At 64.1% G+C, this 20,187-nt stretch carries 21 protein-coding genes; 17 read left to right on the plus strand and 4 right to left on the minus strand.

Annotation, left to right across the window (positions count from 1 at the left end; all coding sequences use genetic code 11):
* The first annotated feature begins 100 nt into the window (after positions 1 to 100).
* The 6 genes from EOD29_RS20525 to EOD29_RS20550 all read left to right on the plus strand — a co-directional run bounded on the left by EOD29_RS20525 (position 101) and on the right by EOD29_RS20550 (position 7,042).
* Positions 101 to 1,738, plus strand: a complete 1,638-nt coding sequence (locus EOD29_RS20525; protein ID WP_127247617.1) for an ABC transporter substrate-binding protein — start codon at positions 101 to 103, stop codon at positions 1,736 to 1,738.
* Between the two features lie 18 nt (positions 1,739 to 1,756).
* Complete coding sequence (locus EOD29_RS20530) at positions 1,757 to 2,824, plus strand: ABC transporter permease (RefSeq protein WP_067324491.1); 1,068 nt, start codon at positions 1,757 to 1,759, stop codon at positions 2,822 to 2,824.
* Positions 2,821 to 3,741, plus strand: coding sequence for a nickel transporter permease (nikC, locus tag EOD29_RS20535; protein ID WP_095799313.1), 921 nt, complete (start codon positions 2,821 to 2,823; stop codon positions 3,739 to 3,741). Before EOD29_RS20530 ends, nikC begins: the two co-directional genes overlap by 4 nt.
* A gap of 24 nt (positions 3,742 to 3,765) precedes the next feature.
* Complete coding sequence (locus tag EOD29_RS20540) at positions 3,766 to 4,626, plus strand: ABC transporter ATP-binding protein (RefSeq protein ID WP_066996477.1); 861 nt, start codon at positions 3,766 to 3,768, stop codon at positions 4,624 to 4,626.
* On the plus strand, positions 4,623 to 5,369 hold the full coding sequence (locus EOD29_RS20545; RefSeq protein WP_067324757.1) for an ABC transporter ATP-binding protein: 747 nt from the start codon (positions 4,623 to 4,625) through the stop codon (positions 5,367 to 5,369). Before EOD29_RS20540 ends, EOD29_RS20545 begins: the two co-directional genes overlap by 4 nt.
* A 395-nt stretch (positions 5,370 to 5,764) precedes the next feature.
* Positions 5,765 to 7,042, plus strand: coding sequence for a 4-aminobutyrate--2-oxoglutarate transaminase (locus tag EOD29_RS20550; protein WP_067324759.1), 1,278 nt, complete (start codon positions 5,765 to 5,767; stop codon positions 7,040 to 7,042).
* A 57-nt stretch (positions 7,043 to 7,099) separates the two neighbouring features.
* On the opposite strand, the gene EOD29_RS20555 is transcribed toward EOD29_RS20550, so the two are convergent.
* From EOD29_RS20555 to EOD29_RS20570, 4 genes are all read right to left on the minus strand, one after another.
* Positions 7,100 to 7,429, minus strand: coding sequence for a type II toxin-antitoxin system RelE/ParE family toxin (locus tag EOD29_RS20555; RefSeq protein WP_067324496.1), 330 nt, complete (start codon positions 7,427 to 7,429; stop codon positions 7,100 to 7,102).
* A complete protein-coding gene (locus tag EOD29_RS20560; protein ID WP_067324498.1) occupies positions 7,430 to 7,660 on the minus strand; it encodes a type II toxin-antitoxin system ParD family antitoxin in 231 nt (76 codons plus the stop codon).
* Between the two features lie 38 nt (positions 7,661 to 7,698).
* Positions 7,699 to 8,952: an FAD-dependent oxidoreductase gene (locus tag EOD29_RS20565; RefSeq protein WP_067324500.1), complete on the minus strand. Its 1,254-nt coding sequence runs from the start codon at positions 8,950 to 8,952 to the stop codon at positions 7,699 to 7,701.
* 164 nt (positions 8,953 to 9,116) lie between these two features.
* A complete protein-coding gene (locus EOD29_RS20570; RefSeq protein ID WP_127214990.1) occupies positions 9,117 to 9,308 on the minus strand; it encodes a hypothetical protein in 192 nt (63 codons plus the stop codon).
* Between the two features lie 72 nt (positions 9,309 to 9,380).
* On the opposite strand from EOD29_RS20570, the gene EOD29_RS20575 reads away from it, so the two are divergent.
* From EOD29_RS20575 to EOD29_RS20625, 11 genes are all read left to right on the plus strand, one after another.
* The gene (locus EOD29_RS20575) at positions 9,381 to 10,697 is read left to right on the plus strand and encodes an imelysin family protein (protein ID WP_206520478.1); all 1,317 of its coding nucleotides are present in this window, start codon (positions 9,381 to 9,383) and stop codon (positions 10,695 to 10,697) included.
* 109 nt (positions 10,698 to 10,806) lie between these two features.
* Complete coding sequence (locus tag EOD29_RS20580) at positions 10,807 to 11,118, plus strand: (2Fe-2S)-binding protein (RefSeq protein ID WP_066996295.1); 312 nt, start codon at positions 10,807 to 10,809, stop codon at positions 11,116 to 11,118.
* Entirely contained in the window at positions 11,084 to 11,569 is a 486-nt protein-coding gene (bfr, locus tag EOD29_RS20585) for a bacterioferritin (protein WP_067324504.1), read from the plus strand. Before EOD29_RS20580 ends, bfr begins: the two co-directional genes overlap by 35 nt.
* Before the next feature lie 12 nt (positions 11,570 to 11,581).
* The gene (locus EOD29_RS20590) at positions 11,582 to 13,183 is read left to right on the plus strand and encodes a di-heme oxidoredictase family protein (RefSeq protein WP_067324506.1); all 1,602 of its coding nucleotides are present in this window, start codon (positions 11,582 to 11,584) and stop codon (positions 13,181 to 13,183) included.
* A complete protein-coding gene (locus EOD29_RS20595; RefSeq protein ID WP_082953862.1) occupies positions 13,183 to 14,262 on the plus strand; it encodes an imelysin family protein in 1,080 nt (359 codons plus the stop codon). Before EOD29_RS20590 ends, EOD29_RS20595 begins: the two co-directional genes overlap by 1 nt.
* 4 nt (positions 14,263 to 14,266) lie before the next feature.
* Entirely contained in the window at positions 14,267 to 15,373 is a 1,107-nt protein-coding gene (locus EOD29_RS20600; protein WP_127247619.1) for a DUF1513 domain-containing protein, read from the plus strand.
* 132 nt (positions 15,374 to 15,505) lie between these two features.
* Positions 15,506 to 16,237, plus strand: a complete 732-nt coding sequence (gene tsaB / locus EOD29_RS20605; protein ID WP_127247621.1) for a tRNA (adenosine(37)-N6)-threonylcarbamoyltransferase complex dimerization subunit type 1 TsaB — start codon at positions 15,506 to 15,508, stop codon at positions 16,235 to 16,237.
* Positions 16,237 to 16,731, plus strand: coding sequence for a ribosomal protein S18-alanine N-acetyltransferase (gene rimI / locus EOD29_RS20610; RefSeq protein WP_127247623.1), 495 nt, complete (start codon positions 16,237 to 16,239; stop codon positions 16,729 to 16,731). The genes tsaB and rimI overlap by 1 nt, the downstream gene beginning before the upstream one ends.
* 27 nt (positions 16,732 to 16,758) lie before the next feature.
* The gene (locus tag EOD29_RS20615) at positions 16,759 to 17,571 is read left to right on the plus strand and encodes a lysophospholipid acyltransferase family protein (protein ID WP_067324513.1); all 813 of its coding nucleotides are present in this window, start codon (positions 16,759 to 16,761) and stop codon (positions 17,569 to 17,571) included.
* A gap of 72 nt (positions 17,572 to 17,643) precedes the next feature.
* The gene (gene miaB / locus EOD29_RS20620) at positions 17,644 to 19,053 is read left to right on the plus strand and encodes a tRNA (N6-isopentenyl adenosine(37)-C2)-methylthiotransferase MiaB (RefSeq protein WP_067324515.1); all 1,410 of its coding nucleotides are present in this window, start codon (positions 17,644 to 17,646) and stop codon (positions 19,051 to 19,053) included.
* A 137-nt stretch (positions 19,054 to 19,190) separates the two neighbouring features.
* Positions 19,191 to 20,183 (plus strand): PhoH family protein, encoded by a 993-nt coding sequence (locus tag EOD29_RS20625; protein WP_245475383.1) that lies wholly within the window; start codon positions 19,191 to 19,193, stop codon positions 20,181 to 20,183.
* The last annotated feature ends 4 nt before the right edge of the window (positions 20,184 to 20,187 follow it).

Below are 20,187 nucleotides of genomic sequence, written 5' to 3' on the forward strand. Positions count from 1 at the left end.
ACGACGGTAAGGTCGGTGGGCCGTCGATCGGTCCCAAGGAATTCTGCAACCCTGAGCCGGGAACTCAGGTCAACAATCAACAAAACAGGGAACGACTACCATGATGCTGGAAAGGTTTGCTCTTCGCTCTCGTGGCTTGCTCGCGGGTGTGGCGATGTCGGCGCTGCTCGCGGTGCCGGCCTTTGCGGTCACGCCTGCCGACACGCTGGTCGAAGGTTTCGCAATCGACGACATCATCTCGATGGATCCGGGCGAAGCGTTCGAGCTGTCGACCGCCGAGGTTACCGGCAATACTTATGATCTTCTGGTCCGCCTCGACCTCAACGATACTTCCAAGGTTAAGGGCGATCTCGCCGAAAGCTGGAGCGTTTCGGATGACGGCCTGACCTATACCTTCAAGCTCAAGCCCGGCATGAAGTTCGCCTCCGGCAATCCGATCACCGCGGCCGATGTCGCCTATTCCTTCGAGCGCGCCATCAAGCTCGATAAGAGCCCGGCCTTCATCATCAATCAGTTCGGCATCAGTGGCGACAATGTCACCGAGAAGGCGAAAGCGGTCGACGACACCACCTTCCAGTTCGTTGTCGACAAGGCCTATGCGCCGAGCTTCGTGCTGAACTGCCTGTCGGCCACCGTCGCCTCGGTCGTCGACAGCAAGCTGGTCAAGGAGCATGTCGCCGCCGTCACGCCGAGCGCCGACTACAAATGGGACAACGACTTCGGCAACGCCTGGCTGAAGACCGGCTATGCCGGCTCTGGCCCCTACAAGCTGCGCGAATGGCGCGCCAACGAGGCTGTCGTGCTGGAGCGTAACGACAATTACAATGGCGAGAAGGCCAAGCTCGCCCGCGTCATCTACCGCAACATGAAGGAGAGCTCGGCGCAGCGCCTGGCGCTGGAGGCCGGCGACATCGATGTCGCCCGCAATCTGGAACCGAACGATCTCGATGCCATCTCCAAAAACGCCGATCTCACCACGACAAGCGCGCCGAAGGGCACGGTCTATTACATCAGCCTCAACCAGAAGAACCCGAACCTCGCCAAGCCTGAGGTGCGTCAGGCGTTCAAATATCTCATCGACTATGATGCGATGGCCTCGACCATCCTGAAGGGCATCGGCGAGATCCACCAGTCCTTCCTGCCCAAGGGCGACCTCGGCGCGATCGACGACAATCCGTTCAAGCTCGACGTCGCCAAGGCCAAGGAGCTGCTGGCAAAGGCCGGGTTGGCTGATGGCTTCAAAGTGACCATGGACGTGCGCACCGGCCAGCCGACCACCGGCATGGCGGAATCGATCCAGCAGACGCTCGGCCAGGCCGGTATCAAGCTTGAGATCATCCCCGGCGACGGCAAGCAGACGCTGACCAAATACCGCGCCCGCAACCACGACATCTATATCGGCAATTGGGGCCAGGACTATTTCGATCCCAACTCCAACGCGCAGACTTTCGCCTCGAACCCGGACAATTCCGACAGTGCCAAGATCAAGACACTGGCCTGGCGCAATGCCTGGGATATTCCGGACCTGACCAAGGAAACCGAGGCGGCGCTGCTCGAGAAGGACTCCGCCAAGCGCGCCGACATGTACAAGGACCTGCAGAAGAAGGTCCTCGACACCAGCCCCTTCGTCATCATCCATCAGCAGCTGGAGGTGGCGGGGCTGCGCAAGAACCTGAAGGACTTCAAGCTCGGCCCGAGCTTCGACACCAACTTCGTCTGGCCGGTCTCGAAGGAATAGCGCTTTCGGACGCGCCGCGTGAGCGTAGCTGAGAACCAGGCGGCGGCGGGGCGCGGCGGCGCCCGTGCCGTCGCGCTTCTGTCGTCGATCGGCCGCTTCCTGGTCATCGCGGTGACGACCTATCTCGGTCTTCTCGCGGTGACCTTCTTCATCGGCCGCGTCATCCCGATCGATCCGGTGCTGGCCGTGCTCGGCGACCGGGCCCCGACAGCCGTCGTCGAGCGCACGCGCCGCGAGATGGGGCTCGACCTGCCGCTGATCCAGCAGTTCTACATCTACGTCAAAAACGCGCTCAGCGGCGATTTCGGCACTTCGGTGCTGACCACCAATCCGGTGATGTCCGACATCCGCCGCGTCTTTCCGGCGACCATCGAGCTGGCGACGCTCGGCACGATCATCGGCGCCGTCATCGGCGTGCCGCTCGGCGTGCTGGCCGCGGTGCGGCGCGGCAGCCTCATCGACCAGATCGTGCGCATCATCGGCCTTATCGGCTATTCCGTGCCGATCTTCTGGCTGGGGCTGCTCGGCCTCGTCCTGTTCTACGCCAAGCTGCAATGGGTCGCCTTTCCGGCGCGGCTCGACGTCGTCTACGAATACACTTTCACGCCGATCACCGGCTTCTACCTGCTCGATGCGGCCATGCAGGGACAGTGGGATGTCTTCTACGACGCCTACCGCCACATCATCCTGCCGGCCTCCCTGCTTGGCTATTTCGCGCTCGCCTATATCAGCCGCATGACGCGCTCCTTCATGCTGAACGAGATGGCGCAGGAATATATCGTCGCCGCGCGCGCCAAGGGCCTGTCGGAGACGCGCATCATCTGGGGCCACGCGCTGCGCAACGCCGCTGTGCCGATGGTGACGGTGATCGCGCTTTCCTATGCCAGCCTGCTCGAAGGCTCGGTGTTGACCGAGACCGTCTTCTCCTGGCCGGGCATCGGCCTCTACATCACCAATTCATTGCAGAACGCCGACATGAACGCGGTGCTCGGCGGCACCATCATCATCGGCTCGGTCTTCATCGCCATCAACCTTCTGTCGGACCTGCTCTATCGGCTCCTCGATCCACGGACGAAAGTCGAATGAGCGCCGAGACGATGCAAACCCGTCGCGAATGGCTGCTCAGCGAGCGGCCGTCCTCGCGCATGCAGGCAAGGCTCGGCCGCGCCTATGTGGCCTGGCGGCGCTTCACAGCCAACCGGCTCGCGCTCGTCGGTTTGCTCATCATTCTCGCGTTGGTGGTGGTAGCCGCGCTTGCCGGCGTGCTGGCACCCTACTCGCCAACCGTGGGTGACCTGAAGAATGCCCGTCTGCTGGCGCCGAGCGCCGCGCATTGGTTCGGCACCGACGACCTCGGCCGCGATATCTACTCGCGCATCCTGTACGGCTCGCGCTGGACGCTCTATGTCGTCATCCTCGTCGCCATCATCGCCGCGCCCATCGGCCTGCTGGTCGGCACCGTCGCAGGCTATGCCGGCGGCTGGACCGATGCCATTTTGATGCGCATCACCGACATCTTCCTGGCTTTCCCGAAGCTGGTGCTGGCGCTGGCCTTCGTTGCGGCGCTCGGCCCCGGCATCGAGAACGCGGTGCTGGCGATCGCCATCACCTCCTGGCCGCCTTACGCGCGCATCGCGCGCGCCGAGACGCTGACGGTGCGCAATTCCGACTACATCAAGGCGGTGCAATTGATGGGTGCCTCGCCCTTCCGCATCGTGCTGCGCCACATCATGCCGCTCTGCATCTCCTCGCTGATCATCCGGGTGACGCTCGACATGGCGGGCATCATCCTCACCGCCGCAGGCCTCGGCTTCCTCGGCCTCGGCGCGCAGCCGCCGCTGCCCGAATGGGGCGCGATGATCGCGTCCGGCCGCCGCTTCATCCTCGACCAGTGGTGGGTGGCTGCCGCACCAGGCGTTGCCATCCTCATCGTCAGCCTCGGCTTCAACCTGCTCGGTGACGGCCTGCGCGACGCGCTCGATCCCCGGAGCGGCGACCAATGAGTGGCGACCGATGAGCGGCAACCAATGAGCGGCAATTCCGATAGGCAAACGAAAGGCACGCTGCTCGAAGTCGACGATCTGCGCGTCACTTTCCCGACACGCACCGGGATCGTGCAGGCGGTGCGCGGCGTGTCCTTCTCGCTCGGCCGCGAGCGGCTGGGCATCGTCGGCGAGAGCGGCTCCGGCAAGTCGCAGACCGGCCGCGCCATCATGGGCCTGACACCGCCGCAGGCCGAGGTGTCGGCGAAAAAGCTGCGCTTCGACGGCATCGACCTGCTCTCGGTGTCATCCAGCCGGCGCCGTGCGCTGCGGGGAAACCGCATCGCCATGATCCTGCAGGACCCGAAATACTCGCTCGATCCGGTGATGACCATCGGCCGCCAGATCGTCGAGACGCTGCGCACGCATGAGAAAGTTGGAAAGGCCGAAGCGCGCGAGCGCGCGCTGGAGATGCTTCGGGCGGTCCAGATTCGCGATCCGGCCCGTGTCTTCGACCTTCACCCGCATGAGGTCTCGGGCGGCATGGGCCAGCGCGCGATGATCGCCATGATGCTGATCGCCGGGCCGGAACTGATGATCGCCGACGAGCCGACCTCGGCGCTCGACGTCACCGTGCAGCTCGATGTGCTGAACATTCTCGATAGGCTGGTCGCCGAGCGCGGCATGGGGCTGATCTTCATCTCGCATGATCTGCGCCTGGTGTCCTCCTTCTGCGACCGCGTGGTCGTCATGTATGCCGGCAAGGTGGTCGAGCAGCTCAAGGCGTCCGAGCTGCGCGAGGCCCAGCATCCCTATACGCGCGGCCTGCTCAACTGCATGCCGAGGATCGGCTTCGAGCGACACCCGCTGCCGGTGCTCGACCGCAAGCCGGAGTGGGCGGCATGACGGCCGCCATCACCATCGAAGGGCTGGAGGTGATTTTCGACCGCTTCCGCGCGCTGAAGGGCGTTAAACTCGAAGTCAGGGAAGGCGAGTCCTACGGCCTGGTTGGCGAAAGCGGCTCCGGCAAGTCGACCCTGCTCAAGGCAATCACCGGCCTTGCGCCTGTCGCTGCCGGCACCATCGCTATCAACGGCAAGACGCTTGGCAAGACCCGCGACAAGGCCTTTTACCGCGACGTGCAGATGGTCTTCCAAGATCCGTATGGGTCGCTGCATCCGCGCCAGACCGTCGACCGGCTGCTGCAGGAACCGCTCGCCATTCACGCAATCCAGGATGGCGAGAAGCGCATCGAGCGCGCGCTGGACGAAGTCGGCCTCGGCAAGGGTTTCCGCTTCCGCTATGCGCACCAGCTCTCCGGCGGCCAGCGCCAGCGTGTCGCGATCGCCCGCGCGCTGATCCTCGAACCTTCGATCCTTTTGCTCGACGAGCCGACCTCGGCGCTCGATGCTTCTGTCCAGGCCGAGGTGCTGAACCTGCTCGAAGAGGTGCGGCGGCGGCGCAAGCTCACCTTTCTGATGGTCAGTCACGACCTCGCCATCATCACCCATATGTGCGAACGGCTGATGGTGATGCAGAACGGCGAAGCGGTGGAGACGCTGACCGCAAGCCAGCTGATCGGCCACCGCGTGAGCGAGGATTATACGCGCAACCTGCTTCGGGCGAGCGAGGGGTTTGTGAGGGTGTAGTTTTCTCTCGCAGGTTCGCGACGGGGTGCGACCTGGCTTTTAACTCTCCGCAGCAACGATCACGTCTGCTTTGGCGCCATCCCGCACCCGACATGCAGGGCGGAGCGGCAAGGACGGCAAGGCGGACGATGTCGCGTTCCTGCTCATGGTTCCCTCGGCCCGCGGGAAGCCGCTCCCGGCAGCGGCACGTCGCGGCTGCAGCGAGGATAATCGATCGGCCGGAAAAGGAAACTGTTTCTGCCTGACGATCGACTGGCTGGTCGAGATCGATTTCGGCCTTGCGGCAGGTCCAATCGACTGGGCCAATGTGCCGACTTGAGGAAAACCTGAAATAAGGTCAGAAGAGGCTTTGACGGCATCAAAACGGAGCGGGCGCCGGCCCGATGAGGTGTGAGATGAAGAATTCAGCCATTTCCGAACGCAAGAACCAGTCGATCTCGCGCGGCGTCGGCATGACCACGCAGATCTACGCCGATCGTGCCGAGAATTCGGAAATCTGGGACGTCGAGGGCCGCCGCTACATCGACTTCTCGTCGGGCATTGCGGTGGTCAACACGGGTCACCGCCATCCGAAAGTGATCGAGGCGGTCAAGGCGCAGCTCGACCGCTTCACCCACACTTGCCATCAGGTCGTTCCTTACGAGAGCTATGTGCGCCTCGCCGAGCGCCTGAACGGCATGCTGCCCGGCAAGTTCGACAAGAGGACCGTCTTCGTCACCACTGGCGCCGAGGCGGTCGAGAACGCCATCAAGATCGCGCGCAACGCCACCGGTCGCCAGGCGGTCATCGCCTTTTCCGGCGGCTTCCACGGCCGCACCTTCATGGGCATGGCGCTGACCGGCAAGGTCGTGCCTTACAAGGTTGGCTTCGGCGCCATGCCGGCCGATGTCTTCCATGCGCCGTTCCCGGTCGCGCTGCACGGCGTGTCGGTCGCGGATTCGCTTGCAGCGCTCGACAAGCTGTTCAAGGCCGATGTCGATCCGGCCAGGGTCGCGGCCATCATCGTCGAGCCGGTGCAGGGCGAGGGCGGCTTCTACGAGGCGCCGCGCGATTTCATGACGGCACTGCGCAAGACCTGCGACCAGCACGGCATCCTTCTTGTCGCCGACGAGGTGCAGACCGGCTTTGCCCGCACCGGCAAGATGTTCGCGATGGAGCACCATGACGTGGCGCCGGATCTCACCACCATGGCCAAGAGCCTCGCCGGCGGGTTCCCGCTGTCGGCCGTCACCGGCCGCGCCGAGATCATGGACGCGCCTGGACCGGGCGGGCTCGGCGGCACCTATGGCGGCAGCCCGATCGGCGTCGCCGCGGCGCATGCCGTGCTCGACGTCATCGAGGAAGAAAAGCTGTGCGAGCGCGCCAACGCGCTCGGCGCCAGGCTGAAGCAGCGGCTGGCGTCGATCCGCGAGGACGTGCCGGAGATCGTCGACATCCGCGGCCCGGGCTTCATGAACGCCGTCGAGTTCAATGATGTGAAGAAGGGCCTGCCCTCGGCGGAATTAGCCAATGCGGTGCGGCTGAAGGCGCTCGACAAGGGCCTCATCCTGCTCACCTGCGGCGTCTACGGCAACGTCATCCGCTTCCTGTCGCCAATCACCATCCAGGACGGCGTCATGACGGAGGCGCTGGATATATTGGAGACCTCGATCCGCGAGGCGCGCGCGGCCTAAGGGGCGGACGGTGCGAATGATTCTCCTGGCGGCCCAGGCCGGTGCGGCAACTCGCCGTCAGGAGTTCGGATTCTGTAACCAGGCTGGAATATCCATTTTGGCGTGCAGGACCCGCCACACATCGATATGATCGGCCTGTTCGACATAGAAAATCAGGTACGGATAGCGCTTCAATTGCACACTGCGCAGACCGGGTAGTCCAATCGCATAGCTATATCTCAGCGAGCCCGATGCAGGATGGTTGGCTATCACTTTGTAGGCAGTTTGAAGATCCTCGACATAGGCTAGCGCCACGTGCGAACCAGCTTCGCGTGCATAATAATCGACAGTGTCTTCGATATCCCGCAAGGCAAGGGCACGAGGAATAATTGCCTTTACGGCAACCAATTATTGGCCCAGCGCTCGCTTGCGCAGCGCCGCGAAATAGTCGTCACCGACAGGAGCGCCTGGCGCGGACGAAGCGCCTTCAAGAAGCAGACCGCGCAAACGCTGACGATCCTGATCGTGGCGAATCAATTCACGCACATATTCGCTGCTCGTGCCGTAGCCGCGCTCCGTCACCTGCTGATCGACAAAATGCTTCAAGCTGTCGGGCAGTGAGATATTCATCGTGCTCATTCAACCAATGTAAGGCTGATGGCAAAAATTGGCAATCTCTACGCGCTGGCCCTTGCCGGCTCGTCCTGGCTGAAGGCCGCAAGCGCCGCCTTCAGCGCATCCGGCCCGGCTGCCACGGTGTGAGGCGCGGGCGAGAAGCCGGCGCCGAGCATCTTGCGGCCGAGCATGTGGTCGGCCGGGCGGTTGACGGATTCGATGCCCAGCAGCCGGTTGCCGGCATAGTGGTAGATCGAGAACCTGTTCTCGGCCGGCTCGCCCAGCACGACATGGCTGTCGCCGCCTTGCGTCAGGCCGACCATCTGCAACTTCATGTCGCCGATATCCGACCAGAACCAAGGCACGGCCGCGAAGGGTTCGGCATGGCCGACGATGGTGCGCGCGGCAAGCCGCGCCTGGTCGGTGGCGTTCTGCACCGATTCCAGCCGCACGTCGCCGCCGGTGAACCAGTGCCGGTAGGAGGCGGCATCGCCGACGGCGAGGATTTCCGGGATCGAGCTCTGCATATGCTGGTCGACGCGGATGCCGTTGGCGATCGCGATGCCGGCGGCTTCGGCCAGCTCGACATTGGGCACCACGCCGATGCCGATGATCACCAGTTGCGCCGGCAGGCGCTCGCCGCTTGACGTGATCGCGGCCGAAACGCGGCCGCCTTCGCCTTCCAGACGGGCAACCGTGGTGCCGGTGAGCAGGCGCACGCCCATCGCCTCCAGGCGCTGGCGCACATGCGCCGCGATTGCCGGCGCCACGGCGCGGCCGAGAAGCCTGTCGAGCGCCTCGACGACGGTGACCCTGCGGCCGGCGGCCCTCAGCGTCGCTGCGATTTCGAGGCCGATGAAGCCGCCGCCGAGGATGACGACCTCTTCGCTCTGCGCGCTCAACTCGCGGATCAGCCGCGCATCGGCCAGCGAGCGCAGCGACACCACGCCGGCGAGCTCCGCGCCATCGAGCTTGAGGAGGCGCGGCCGCGAGCCGGTGGCCAGCACCAGCCGGTCGAAGGCAATTGTGCCGCCGCCGGAAACGTCCAGCCTGCGCTCGCCACCATCGATCCTGTCGATCCAAACGCCCGGCCGGTAGTCGATGGCATTGCCGGAATAGAAGGCCTCGCCGCGCAAAGGCTGCGGCTTGGCGTCGGCATCCTTGATGAAGGTCTTGGACAGCGGCGGCTTGTGATAGGGCGGCTCGTTCTCGTCGCCGATCAGGATGACCGGCCCGTCATAGCCTTCCTCACGCAGGCTAGCGGCCGCCTGCACGCCCGCATGACCCGCACCGACAATGACCACCCCGTTCTTCATCGCAGCCCTTTTTGCCTTCAAATCTAGGATCTTCCGCCAAGTGGCGATTGTCTGCCGCCGCCGCAAGAGCCGTGGTCCGGGTCGCACCCAGGATGGCCGCCTGTCAATCCGGATGTCCGCCGCATGCGCCGCCTTAAAGTTGATAATTCCAGTTTAGAATAATTCTAAACTGTTGTTTCAATTGAATTTTCTCTGTACCGCCAGTTGACTTCCAGCCGCTCCGCCGCTTTATGGAGGGCTGCGCCGCTGGCGCATTCCTTTGATGTCTGGGCCTTGAACCCTTTCGATTGGAGGCATTTCGGTGTCTTTTGCTGATTGGCCGCGCCATTGCGCGGCAACTTTGCCTTTCCGGTCATTCGTGCTTGCGCTGGCGCCGCGCGCCGGCGGCCGCATGCCTATGTCATTGAATTTTTGAGGAGATGGGATTGATGAAAGCGATAATCACGCCGCGAACTATTGCGCTACGTTGGGGCACCAGGCTTGCCGCGATCGGCGCCACCGCGGCGCTGACGGCGGCCGTGTTCGTGCTGCCGGCGAAGGCCGAAACCGATGCGAAGGCGGTGATCAAGACCTATGCCGACATCGCGCTCGCCAAATACGAGGATTCGCTGATCACGGCTGAGGCGCTCGACAAGGCCGTCGACGCGCTTCTCGCCAAGCCCTCGGCAGAGACGCTCAACGCTGCACGCGACGCCTGGAAGGCGGCGCGCGTGCCTTACCAGCAGACCGAGGTCTACCGCTTCGGCAACAAGATCGTGGACGACTGGGAAGGCAAGGTGAATTCCTGGCCGCTGGACGAAGGCCTGATCGACTATGTCGCCAAGAGCTACGGCACCGAGTCGGACGAGAACTCGCTCTATACGGCGAACGTCATTGCGAACAAGGAGATCGAGATCAACGGCAAGAAGGTCGACGCCTCGAAGCTGACGCCGGAGTTCCTGTCAGGCACGCTGCAGGAAGCCGGCGGCGTCGAGGCCAATGTCGCGACCGGCTATCACGCCATCGAATTCCTGCTTTGGGGCCAGGATTTGCACGGCACCGGTCCAGGCGCCGGCGGGCGCCCGTACACCGACTACGATCTCAAGAACTGCACTGGCGGCAATTGCGACCGCCGCGCGGAATATCTGAAGTCGGCAAGCGACCTTCTGGTCTCCGACCTGCAGGAGATGGTCAACAACTGGAAGGAAGACGGCGCCGCGCGCAAGACCCTCGTCGATGGCGAGCCGAATTCCGGCATCTCCACCATCCTCACCGGCATGGGATCGCTCTCCTATGGTGAACTGGCCGGCGAGCGCATGAAGCTCGGCCTTTTGCTGCACGATCCGGAGGAGGAGCAGGACTGCTTCTCGGACAACACCTACAACTCGCATCTCTATGATGCGATCGGCATCCGCGCCGCCTATCACGCCAACTATACGCGTCTCGACGGCACCGTGGTTTCCGGCCCGTCGGTGTCGGACATGATGAAGGTGGCCGATCCGGCGATCGACAAGGAACTGTCGGACAAGCTCGATACTTCGGTCGCCAAGATGGAAGCGATCAAGGCGCGGGCGCTGGCCGGCGAGGCCTATGACCAGCAGATCGCCGAGGGCAATGCGGAAGGCAACGCCACGGTGCAGGCGGCGATCGACGCGCTGATCGACCAGACCAAGTCGATCGAACGCGCGGTCGGCTCACTCAAGCTCAATGCCATCGCGTTCGAGGGCTCCGACAGCCTTGATGCTCCGGACAAGGTGTTCAAGTAGCACCCGAGCATGATCCCAAAAAGTGGAAGCCGGTTTTTGGACAAGATCATGCTCAATTGAGAAACAAGCCAAACGGCGCCAGAACAGTGCCGCCAGCCAGAGCAAGTGAATGCTGATCTGCCATTGCAACATCATCACCGAGAAGGAGATCGAGCAGACGATCATCGGTCTGCTGGATGAAGATCCCTGGCAGCTTATCGTGCCGGCCAAGGTCTATCATGCCATGCGCAAGCGCGGCCGCTGTTGCGGCTGCTTTCCAAATGTGGTGGAAACGATCATTCGGGTCACCGAGAATTACCACGCCCGTTCAGAGGGGAGCGGCGCGGATATCGTTTCACACCTGGACCGCGTCAGAGGACTGCGCGGCCAATTCGGGAGCAGAACCCATGAAAGGCGAACCGCAGGTCATCGAGCGGCTTAACGAAGCCCTGTTTCTGGAGCTTGGTGCCGTCAATCAGTACTGGGTCCATTATCGTCTGCTCGAAGACTGGGGCTACACCAAGCTGGCGAAGAAGGAGCGGGCGGAATCGATCGAAGAAATGCATCACGCCGACCGGCTGGTTGCCCGCATCATCTTCCTCGAAGGCCATCCGAACCTGCAGTCGGTCGCGCCGTTGCGTATCGGCCAGAATGTAAAGGAAGTGCTCGAATCCGATCTCGCCGGCGAATATGACGCGCGCACCTCCTACAAGCGCTCGCGCGAGATTTGCCAGGATGCGGGCGACTATGTGTCGATGAAACTGTTCGAGGATCTGCTGACGGACGAGGAAGGCCACATCGACTTCCTGGAGAGTCAGCTCGACCTGCTCGCCTCGATCGGCGAGGAAAAGTACGGCCAGCTCAACGCCGACTCGGCCAACGAGGCGGAGTAAGGACATGCGGGAATGCGGCGCCCGATAGATTTTTCGCGCCGCTCATGGCGGGCCGAGATAGCCGGCCTGCTGCTCCCGAGGAACCCGCGATACCGGATCTGGCGCGGTGCCACGCTCCTGCTGGCAATCACGCTTTCTGCTCCCGCCATGGCGGGCGAGCCGGCGGGTCTGCCGACGAGCCGCACAGATCTGACGCCGGAGGATCAGGCGCGGGTGTTGGCGGTCACCAAGCCTACGACCGACTTTACAAAGCCCGAACCGTTCGAGCTGATGCAGGGCGGCGCCGGCACGTCGAGGAAGGGCGTCAACCGCGACGCCTTCTCGCAGCCTTCCGCCAACATCACCTTCGAGGAGGAAGGGACCTTCAAGCTCGGCAATGCGCTTTTCCGCAAGAACTGGGTGTCGTCGCCGTCATCGACCCAGGCGTCCGACGGGCTCGGTCCGCTGTTCAACGAACGCGCCTGCCAGAACTGCCATCTGAAGGATGGTCGCGGCCGACCGCCGGGAAGCGGCGCAGGCTCGACCTCGATGTTCTTGCGGCTGGCGCGCGACGCAAGCAATGCCGAGGAGAGAGCCGAACTTGCCAACCATAAGCTGCTGAATTTCCCCGATCCTGTCTATGGCTCGCAATTGCAGGATCTGGCCGTTCCCGGCCTCAAGGGTGAAGGCCGCATGCGCATCGACTATTCGGAAGAGAAGGTAACGCTGGGCGACGGTGCCGTCGTTTTGCTGCGCAAGCCCCGCTACTCGGTCGAGAATCCGGGCTATGGCCCGCTCGACCCGCGCACGACGTTGTCGCCGCGCCTGACGCCGCCGATGATCGGGCTCGGCCTGATTGAGCAGATCGCCCCGGCCGACATCCTTGCCCTTGCCGATCCGCATGACCGCGACAGCGACGGCATCTCCGGCCGGCCGAACATAGTTCGCGAGGAGTTGAGCGGCGCGATAACTTTGGGCCGCTTCGGCTGGAAAGCTCAGGCCGCATCGATCCGGCAGCAGGCCGCCGATGCCTTTGCCGGCGATATCGGCATCTCGACGCCTGAAGTGCCGAAGCATTGGGGCGATTGCACCGAGGCTGAGAAGGCGTGCCTTACCCTGCCGAATGGCGTCCAAGAGCGCCTGGGCGCGGCGGAAGCGCCGCCCCCGGTCATGGACCTCGTCACCTTCTATTCGCAGAACCTCGCTGTGCCGGCGCGGCGCGACCTCGACAAGCCGGAGGTTCTTTCCGGCAAGAAGCAGTTCTACGAGATGGGCTGCATTTCCTGCCACACGCCGAAATTCGTCACCATGCGCGGCACGCCCAACAAGGCGCAAGCCTTCCAACTGATCTGGCCATATTCCGATTTCCTGCTGCACGACATGGGCGAGGGTCTCGCCGACGGGCAGCGCGTGGGGGAAGCGAGCGGCAGCGAATGGCGCACGCCCCCGCTCTGGGGCATCGGCCTGACCGCCACGGTCAATGGCAACAGCTTCTATCTGCATGACGGCCGCGCGCGGACGCTCGAAGAGGCGATCCTGTGGCATGGCGGCGAGGGCCAGAAGGCGCGCGACCGCTTTGCCGGCGCAGCTGCGGCCGACCGCGATGCGCTGATCAAATTCCTGGAGTCGCTCTGATGTTTAACCGACGTGCCGCCGCGCTTGCCCTTCCTTTCTTGCTGGCCGCGGCCTTGCCGACCCAGGCCGCGGTCAAAGCTTCCGATCTTATCGGACGCGCGATCGACGGCTTCGTCCGCCCGGCCTACGCCAGCCTCGACGATCATGCCGGGACCCTGACCCAGGCGATGCGCCAGCTCTGCAATGCGCCGTCCCAGCAAAATCTCGACGCGGCGCGTACCGAGTTTTCCGCCACAGTCGAAGCCTGGTCGGTGGCCGAGATCATCGCCTTCGGGCCCATCAAGGAAAACAACCGGCTGGAGCGCATGCTGTACTGGCCGGACCGCAAGAGCATCGGATTGAGGCAGGTGCAGTCGACCCTCGTTGCCAAGGATCCATCCGCCGACGATCCGGCGCAACTCGCGCGAAAGAGCGTTGCCATGCAGGGCCTCGGTGCGTTGGAATATGTGCTGTTCGGCGATGGTGCCGAAACGCTTGCCAGTAAGGACGATCCCTATCGCTGCGCCTACGGGGCGGCGGTGGCCAGCAACATCCAGGCGATTGCCGGCGAGGTCCGCGAAGCATGGAGCAAGCCCGATGGTTTTGCCTCGCTCTGGGCCAATCCGGGGCCGAAGAACCCGCTCTATCGTGATGGCACCGAAGCGGTCACGGAACTGGTCGGCGTTTTCATCAATGAGCTGGAAATGATCCGCGACGTGCGGCTCAAAGGTTTTCTTGGCGCGAAGCCCGATGCTGACAAGCCGAAGCAGGCGATCTACTGGCGTTCGCAGAACACGCTGAATTCGCTGGCCGGAAATCTGTCCGGCATCGACAAGCTGTTTCAGGCCTCGAAGCTTGGCGGTGCGCTGCCCGCCGATGCGCGGTGGATGGCCGAATCCATCCACATCCAGCTGACCAACGGCGTGGCGACGGCGAAGTCTGTTAGCGGCCCGATCGACAAGGCGCTCGCCGATCCGGCGCTACGCGACAAGCTCGAGCATCTCGCGCTGATCACCTCCAGCCTCTCGACCCTGATCGGCACCAGGATGACCGCCGAGTTTGGCCTGACCGCCGGCTTTTCGTCGCTGGATGGTGATTGACGCCGTGACGACGCCGCTCATCGATCGCCGCGACTTTCTGCGTGCCGCAGGCGCCGGCTTCGCCGCCGCGATGGCGCCGCGCGCCTGGGCGGAGACGCTTGCAACGGACGCCGTCTTCGCCACGGCCTTCGTCAGGCGCGACGGCAGCTTCGGCGCCGCCGTGCTCTCCGAGGCCGGCAAGATCCTGCACACGCTCGATCTGCCCGACCGTGGCCACGACGTCGCCTTCGATCCGGTGTCGAAACGCTCGATCGTCTTCGCCCGCCAGCCCGGCATCTTCGCGATGGTCTTCGACCACACCGGCCGCGAGAAGCCTTTGACCATCGCCAGCATCGCCGGCCGGCACTTCTTCGGTCACGGCGTGTTCTCGCCCGACGGGGCGCTGCTCTATGCAACGGAAAATGATTTCGACAACGCCACCGGCGTCGTCGGCGTTTATGACGCACGGGCGAAGTTCAGCCGCGTCGGCGAGTTCCCGACCTACGGCATGGGTCCGCACGAACTGCTGCTGCTCGCCGACGGCAGGACGCTCGCCATCGCCAATGGCGGCATCGAAACGCATCCGGATTTCGGCCGCGCCGAGCTCAACATCGCAACGATGAAGCCTTCCTACACGCTGGTCGACCGCGTCACTGGCGACCTGATCGAAAAGCACGAATTGCCGCCGGCGCTGCATCAGCTGTCGATCCGTCACATGGACCGCGACCGGACGGGCACCGTCTGGTTCGGCTGCCAATATCGCGGGCCGGCGATCGACCCGCCGGCGCTGGTCGGCCGCGCCGCGCGCGGCAAGGAGCTCCAGCTTTTGGAAATGCCGCAGGACGTGCTGTCGGGCTTCCGCAACTATATCGGCTCGGTTGCCGCCAATCCCGATGCCGGCACCGTCGCCGTGACCTCGCCGGAGGGTAATTCGCTGGCCGTCATCGATGCCGCCAGCGGACGCGTTGTCGCGACGAAGTCGCTGGTCGAAGTTTGCGGTCTCGCGCCGGACGGCGCCGACTTCATGGCAACGACCGGCGCTGGCGAGATCGTCGGCGGTGCGGGCGGGACGCGCGCCGAACCTGACTATGTCTGGGACAACCACGTGCTGCGCATCGCGGCTGCGGGCTGATCGCTGTCAAGGCCAGCTTCCTGATGTCGCGCTAAAGCCACGCCGCATAACATTTATGCGGCGTGGCTCTTGCGGCGGCGGGCCATGCCGGGCACAGGGAATGTGTTTTGATCCAGTTGGTTAACCGGCCCTATGAAGCTGCTCGCCATCGACTGCGCCGCCAATCTCTGCGCGGCCTGCGTCCACGACGCTGACGCTGGCATCGAGCTTGGCCGCCAGGTGCTCGACCTCGGCAAAGGCCATGCCGAGCATCTGATGGCCGTCATCGAGGCGGCATTGAAGGCCGGCGGGATCGGCTACCAAGGCTTGGACGCTGTAGCCGTCTCGATCGGCCCCGGTTCTTTCACTGGCCTGCGCGTCGGTGTCTCGACCGCGCGCGGCTTGGCCCTGGCGCTGAAAATCCCGGCTATCGGCGTGACGACGCTGGAAGCGTTGGCGGCGGAGGCCGCGAATGCCTTTCCCGGCCGCGCCGTGCTGGCGGCGCTCGACGCCGGCCGCGAGGAACTCCATACGGCGCTTTTCGATGAAGCGTTAATTCTGACTTACGGACCAGGGGTGGCCACGCTTTCCCAAGCGACCCGAATGGCAGTCGATGCGAAAGCGGTTCTCACCGGCACCGCCGCGCCGCTTATTGCGGCAGCGGCCGGGCCGGACTTCGACACCGGGCCGGCCGTTGCCACAGCCGACATAGCGACCTATGCCCGACTGGCCGCCGCGAAAGGGCCAGGCGCAAAGCCGAAGCCGCTCTATCTGCGCGGCACCGACGCCAAGCCGCAGGCTGGTTTCATTCTGCCAAGGCGGAGCCATGAATCCGGAAAGCCGGGTTCTGGAGAAGATCATGCACCAAAGGGAAAAAAGTCCTGATGCGCATACCTTTCTTTCAGCCGCGCCGCAGGGATTATGCGCTGGAGCCGCTGACGGTTGACGACAGCGCCGCCGTTGCGGTGCTGCATCGCGAGGATTTCGTTCGCCCTTGGACCGATGGCGAGTTCGCGGCATTGCTCGAACAGGAAACCGTGTTCGGTTTCGCCGCGCGCGAGACCGGGCAGGGTGCGAAGCCGCCGGTCGGTTTCGTGCTGGCGCGGCTCGCGGCAGGCGAGGGCGAGATCCTTACGGTCGCGGTGGCTCGCGCCCATCGGCGCCAGGGGCTTGGCTGGCAATTGATCGATGCGGTGCTGCGCGAATTGCATGCGCAGCGCGCCGAGGCGCTGTTCCTCGAGGTCGACGAGACCAATACGCCGGCCATCGCGCTCTATCGCCGGCTGGGCTTCCGTCAGGTCGGCCAGCGTCCGAACTACTACCGGTCGACCGAGCACGGCCCGACCGGCGCGCTTGTCATGCGCCGCGATCTTCGCTAGCCAGACCGTGGGATAGGGCCGGAGCGAATGATCAAGAAATTGCGGATTTTCCTGGCGTTCGGCCTCGTCGCCGCCGGCACGCTGGTGCTGGCGCCGCTGCAGCTCCTGTCGATGAAGACGAGGCTTTGGCCGGAGACGGTCGTCCTCAAAATCTGGCACAGCATGATCCTCAAGGCGCTCGGCATGCGCGTGCACGTCAAAGGCGCGCTCTCGAAGGAGCGCCCCTTGCTCATCGCGGCCAACCACATCTCCTGGACCGACATCATGGTGCTCGGTTCCTTTGTCGATGTGAAGTTCATCGCCAGGGCCGACATGGAAGGCTGGCCGATGATCGGCATGCTGTCCAAGCTGCAGCGCACCGTTTTCATCGAGCGCGAGCGCAAACGCACCTCCGGCGACCAGGCGAGCGAGATCGCCAAACGCATGGCCAAGGGCGATGCGATGGTGCTGTTCGCCGAGGGTTCGACCGGCGACGGCAATCTGGTGCTGCCGTTCAAGAGCACCTTGTTCGGTGCCGCCTCGATGGCGATTTCGGAAGGGGCGGCGGACCAAGTGTTTATCCAGCCGGTGGCGATCGCCTATACGCGCCTGCATGGCGTGCCGATGGGCCGCCGTCACCGGCCGATCGCCGCCTGGATCGGCGACCAGGACCTGATGCCGCATTTGAAGGGTTTGCTTGCCGAAGGCTCGCTCGATGCCGAAGTGCATTTCGGTGATCCGGTGCCCTTCTCCAAGGGTTCAAACCGCAAGGAAACGGCAAGATTGATGGAAGCCAGGGTGCGCGAGATGATGCAGGCTGCGCTCGCCGAGCCGCGTCCCAGTCGTCAGCGCATAGCTTGAAAAACCGACGCGGCGCCGTAGCCTGCCGGAATCGGCTGTTTTTTGTCGCGGAAAGGCGTTAGAAGCCGCCCGATGGAATTGAACACGATTGAAAGCCACGACATCGGCACCGCGCCTGAGCGCGAGCCGGTGCATGCCGGGGCGGCGAAAAAAGTCTTCGTCAAGACTTATGGCTGCCAGATGAATGTCTACGATTCCCAGCGTATGACCGATGCGCTGGCGGCCGACGGCTATGTCGCCACCGACGCCGTCGAAGACGCCGATCTGGTGCTGCTCAACACCTGCCACATCCGCGAGAAGGCAGCCGAAAAAGTCTATTCGGAGCTTGGCCGCATCCGCGACATGAAGGCCGAGCGCGCCGAGGCCGGCCGTGAGCTGCTGATCGGCGTCGCCGGCTGCGTGGCACAGGCCGAAGGGGCGGAAATCATACGCCGTGCGCCGGCCGTCGATCTCGTCATCGGCCCGCAGACCTATCACCGGCTGCCCGACGTGCTGGCGAGGGTACGCGGCGGCGAGAAGATCGTCGAGACCGACTACGCCATTGAGAACAAATTCGAGCATCTGCCGCAGCCGAAGCGCGCCGAGCTGGCAAAGCGCGGCGTCACCGCTTTCCTTACCGTTCAGGAGGGCTGCGACAAGTTCTGCACCTTCTGCGTCGTGCCCTATACGCGCGGCTCCGAAGTCTCACGGCCGGTGGCCCAGATCGTCGCCGAGGCCGAGCGCCTCGCCGAGGCTGGCGTGCGCGAGGTGACGCTGCTCGGTCAGAACGTCAACGCCTGGCACGGCGAGGGCGAAAACGGCGAGGAATGGGGCCTCGGCCGCCTGCTCTTCCGCCTGGCGAAAATTCCCGGCCTGGCGCGGCTGCGCTACACCACCAGCCATCCGCGCGACATGGATGATGAATTGATCGCCGCGCACCGTGACCTGCCGGCCTTGATGCCCTATCTGCATTTACCAGTGCAGTCTGGCTCCGACCGGATACTGAAGGCGATGAACCGCAGGCATACGGCACGCGATTATCTGGCCCTCATCGATCGCATCCGCGCCGCCCGCGGCGATATCGCCATGTCCGGCGACTTCATCGTCGGCTTCCCCGGCGAGACGGAAGCGGATTTCGAGGCAACGCTCGAACTGGTGCGCGAGGTGAATTACGCTTCGGCCTTCACGTTCAAATATTCGCCGCGTCCCGGCACGCCGGGCGCCGAGATGGACGGCCATGTGTCGGAAGCCGTGAAGGACGAGCGGCTGCAGCGCCTGCAGGCGCTGGTCAACGAGCAGCAGAAGGCATTCATCGCCAGCCTGGTCGGCCGCACCGTCAGCACGCTGATCGAGAAGCCCGGCCGCCATGCCGGTCAGATCGTCGGCCGCTCGCCCTGGCTGCAGCCTGTTATTGTTGACGACAAGGCCGGCGGAATCGGTGACATTATCGACGTACGAATCACGAAGACAGGTCCCAACAGCCTGTTCGCCGAGTTGGCCTGATGCATGTCGCCCAAAAAGTGCTCGCGGTTTCGGGACAACGACATGCATAGCCACAAGCCTCGGCAGATGAGGAGAGACGGTTGAGCGCTGCTGAACTGAAGAATCCGCCCCAGAACCAGGCATCCGGGGCCTCCGACATGGCGCACATCGTACTGACCTTCGACAACAACAAGCTTGCCAGCGCCCTATACGGCCAGTTCGACGAGAATCTGGCCCGTCTCGAGCAGAAGCTCGGCGTCGACATCCGTTCGCGCGGTAACCAGCTTGCGATCAAGGGCACGGCTTCGGCCGCCGAGCAGGCGCGCCGCGCGCTCGACACGCTCTACGGCATTCTGCAGAAGGGCGTCGATATCGGCCAGTCCGACGTCGACGGCGCCGTGCGCATGGCGATCGCCGCCGACGACCAGCTGACGCTGCCCACCATGGAGCGCAAGGGCAAGGTTTCGGCCGCCCAGATCGCCACGCGCAAGCGCACGATCTATGCCCGCTCGCTCAACCAGGACGCCTATATGCGCGCGCTGGAGCGCTCCGAAATGGTCTTCGGCATCGGCCCGGCCGGCACCGGCAAGACCTATCTGGCGGTGGCCCATGCGGCGATGCTGCTCGAGCGCGGCATGGTCGAGCGCATCGTGCTGTCGCGCCCGGCGGTCGAAGCCGGCGAGCGGCTCGGCTTCCTGCCCGGCGACATGAAGGAGAAGGTCGACCCCTATCTGCGGCCCCTCTACGACGCGCTATACGACATGATGCCGGCCGACAAGGTCGAGCGGGCGATTGCCGCCGAGGTCATCGAGATCGCGCCTTTAGCCTTCATGCGCGGCCGCACGCTGGCGCATGCCGCGGTGATCCTCGACGAGGCGCAGAACACCACGCCGATGCAGATGAAGATGTTCCTCACCCGTCTCGGCGAGAACTCGCGCATGATCGTCACCGGCGATCCGACCCAGATCGACCTGCCGCCCAACACCAAGTCGGGCCTGGTCGAGGCGCTGCGCATCCTCGACGGCGTGCCGGGCATAGTCACGGTCCGCTTCAACGAGGGCGATGTCGTGCGCCATCCACTGGTTGCCGAGATCGTCAAGGCCTATGACCGGGACGGCAAGTTCGCCAGGGGCCTCGGCGCCGAGGGCTGATCCA

The organism is Mesorhizobium sp. M1A.T.Ca.IN.004.03.1.1 (genome assembly GCF_003997555.1).
Classification (GTDB): Bacteria; Pseudomonadota; Alphaproteobacteria; order Rhizobiales; family Rhizobiaceae; genus Mesorhizobium.

Excerpts from the sequence above, each read along its gene's own strand:
- EOD29_RS20525 (WP_127247617.1), top strand. The coding sequence starts at position 101 with ATGATGCTGGAAAGGTTTGCTCTTCGCTCTCGTGGCTTGCTCGCGGGT.
- nikC (WP_095799313.1), top strand. The coding sequence starts at position 2,821 with ATGAGCGCCGAGACGATGCAAACCCGTCGCGAATGGCTGCTCAGCGAG.
- EOD29_RS20540 (WP_066996477.1), top strand. The coding sequence starts at position 3,766 with ATGAGCGGCAATTCCGATAGGCAAACGAAAGGCACGCTGCTCGAAGTC.
- EOD29_RS20545 (WP_067324757.1), top strand. The coding sequence starts at position 4,623 with ATGACGGCCGCCATCACCATCGAAGGGCTGGAGGTGATTTTCGACCGC.
- EOD29_RS20550 (WP_067324759.1), top strand. The coding sequence starts at position 5,765 with ATGAAGAATTCAGCCATTTCCGAACGCAAGAACCAGTCGATCTCGCGC.
- EOD29_RS20560 (WP_067324498.1), bottom strand. The coding sequence starts at position 7,660 with ATGAGCACGATGAATATCTCACTGCCCGACAGCTTGAAGCATTTTGTC.
- EOD29_RS20565 (WP_067324500.1), bottom strand. The coding sequence starts at position 8,952 with ATGAAGAACGGGGTGGTCATTGTCGGTGCGGGTCATGCGGGCGTGCAG.
- EOD29_RS20570 (WP_127214990.1), bottom strand. The coding sequence starts at position 9,308 with ATGACCGGAAAGGCAAAGTTGCCGCGCAATGGCGCGGCCAATCAGCAA.
- EOD29_RS20575 (WP_206520478.1), top strand. The coding sequence starts at position 9,381 with ATGAAAGCGATAATCACGCCGCGAACTATTGCGCTACGTTGGGGCACC.
- EOD29_RS20580 (WP_066996295.1), top strand. The coding sequence starts at position 10,807 with ATGCTGATCTGCCATTGCAACATCATCACCGAGAAGGAGATCGAGCAG.
- bfr (WP_067324504.1), top strand. The coding sequence starts at position 11,084 with ATGAAAGGCGAACCGCAGGTCATCGAGCGGCTTAACGAAGCCCTGTTT.
- EOD29_RS20590 (WP_067324506.1), top strand. The coding sequence starts at position 11,582 with ATGCGGCGCCCGATAGATTTTTCGCGCCGCTCATGGCGGGCCGAGATA.
- EOD29_RS20595 (WP_082953862.1), top strand. The coding sequence starts at position 13,183 with ATGTTTAACCGACGTGCCGCCGCGCTTGCCCTTCCTTTCTTGCTGGCC.
- tsaB (WP_127247621.1), top strand. The coding sequence starts at position 15,506 with ATGAAGCTGCTCGCCATCGACTGCGCCGCCAATCTCTGCGCGGCCTGC.
- rimI (WP_127247623.1), top strand. The coding sequence starts at position 16,237 with ATGCGCATACCTTTCTTTCAGCCGCGCCGCAGGGATTATGCGCTGGAG.
- EOD29_RS20615 (WP_067324513.1), top strand. The coding sequence starts at position 16,759 with ATGATCAAGAAATTGCGGATTTTCCTGGCGTTCGGCCTCGTCGCCGCC.
- miaB (WP_067324515.1), top strand. The coding sequence starts at position 17,644 with ATGGAATTGAACACGATTGAAAGCCACGACATCGGCACCGCGCCTGAG.
- EOD29_RS20625 (WP_245475383.1), top strand. The coding sequence starts at position 19,191 with ATGGCGCACATCGTACTGACCTTCGACAACAACAAGCTTGCCAGCGCC.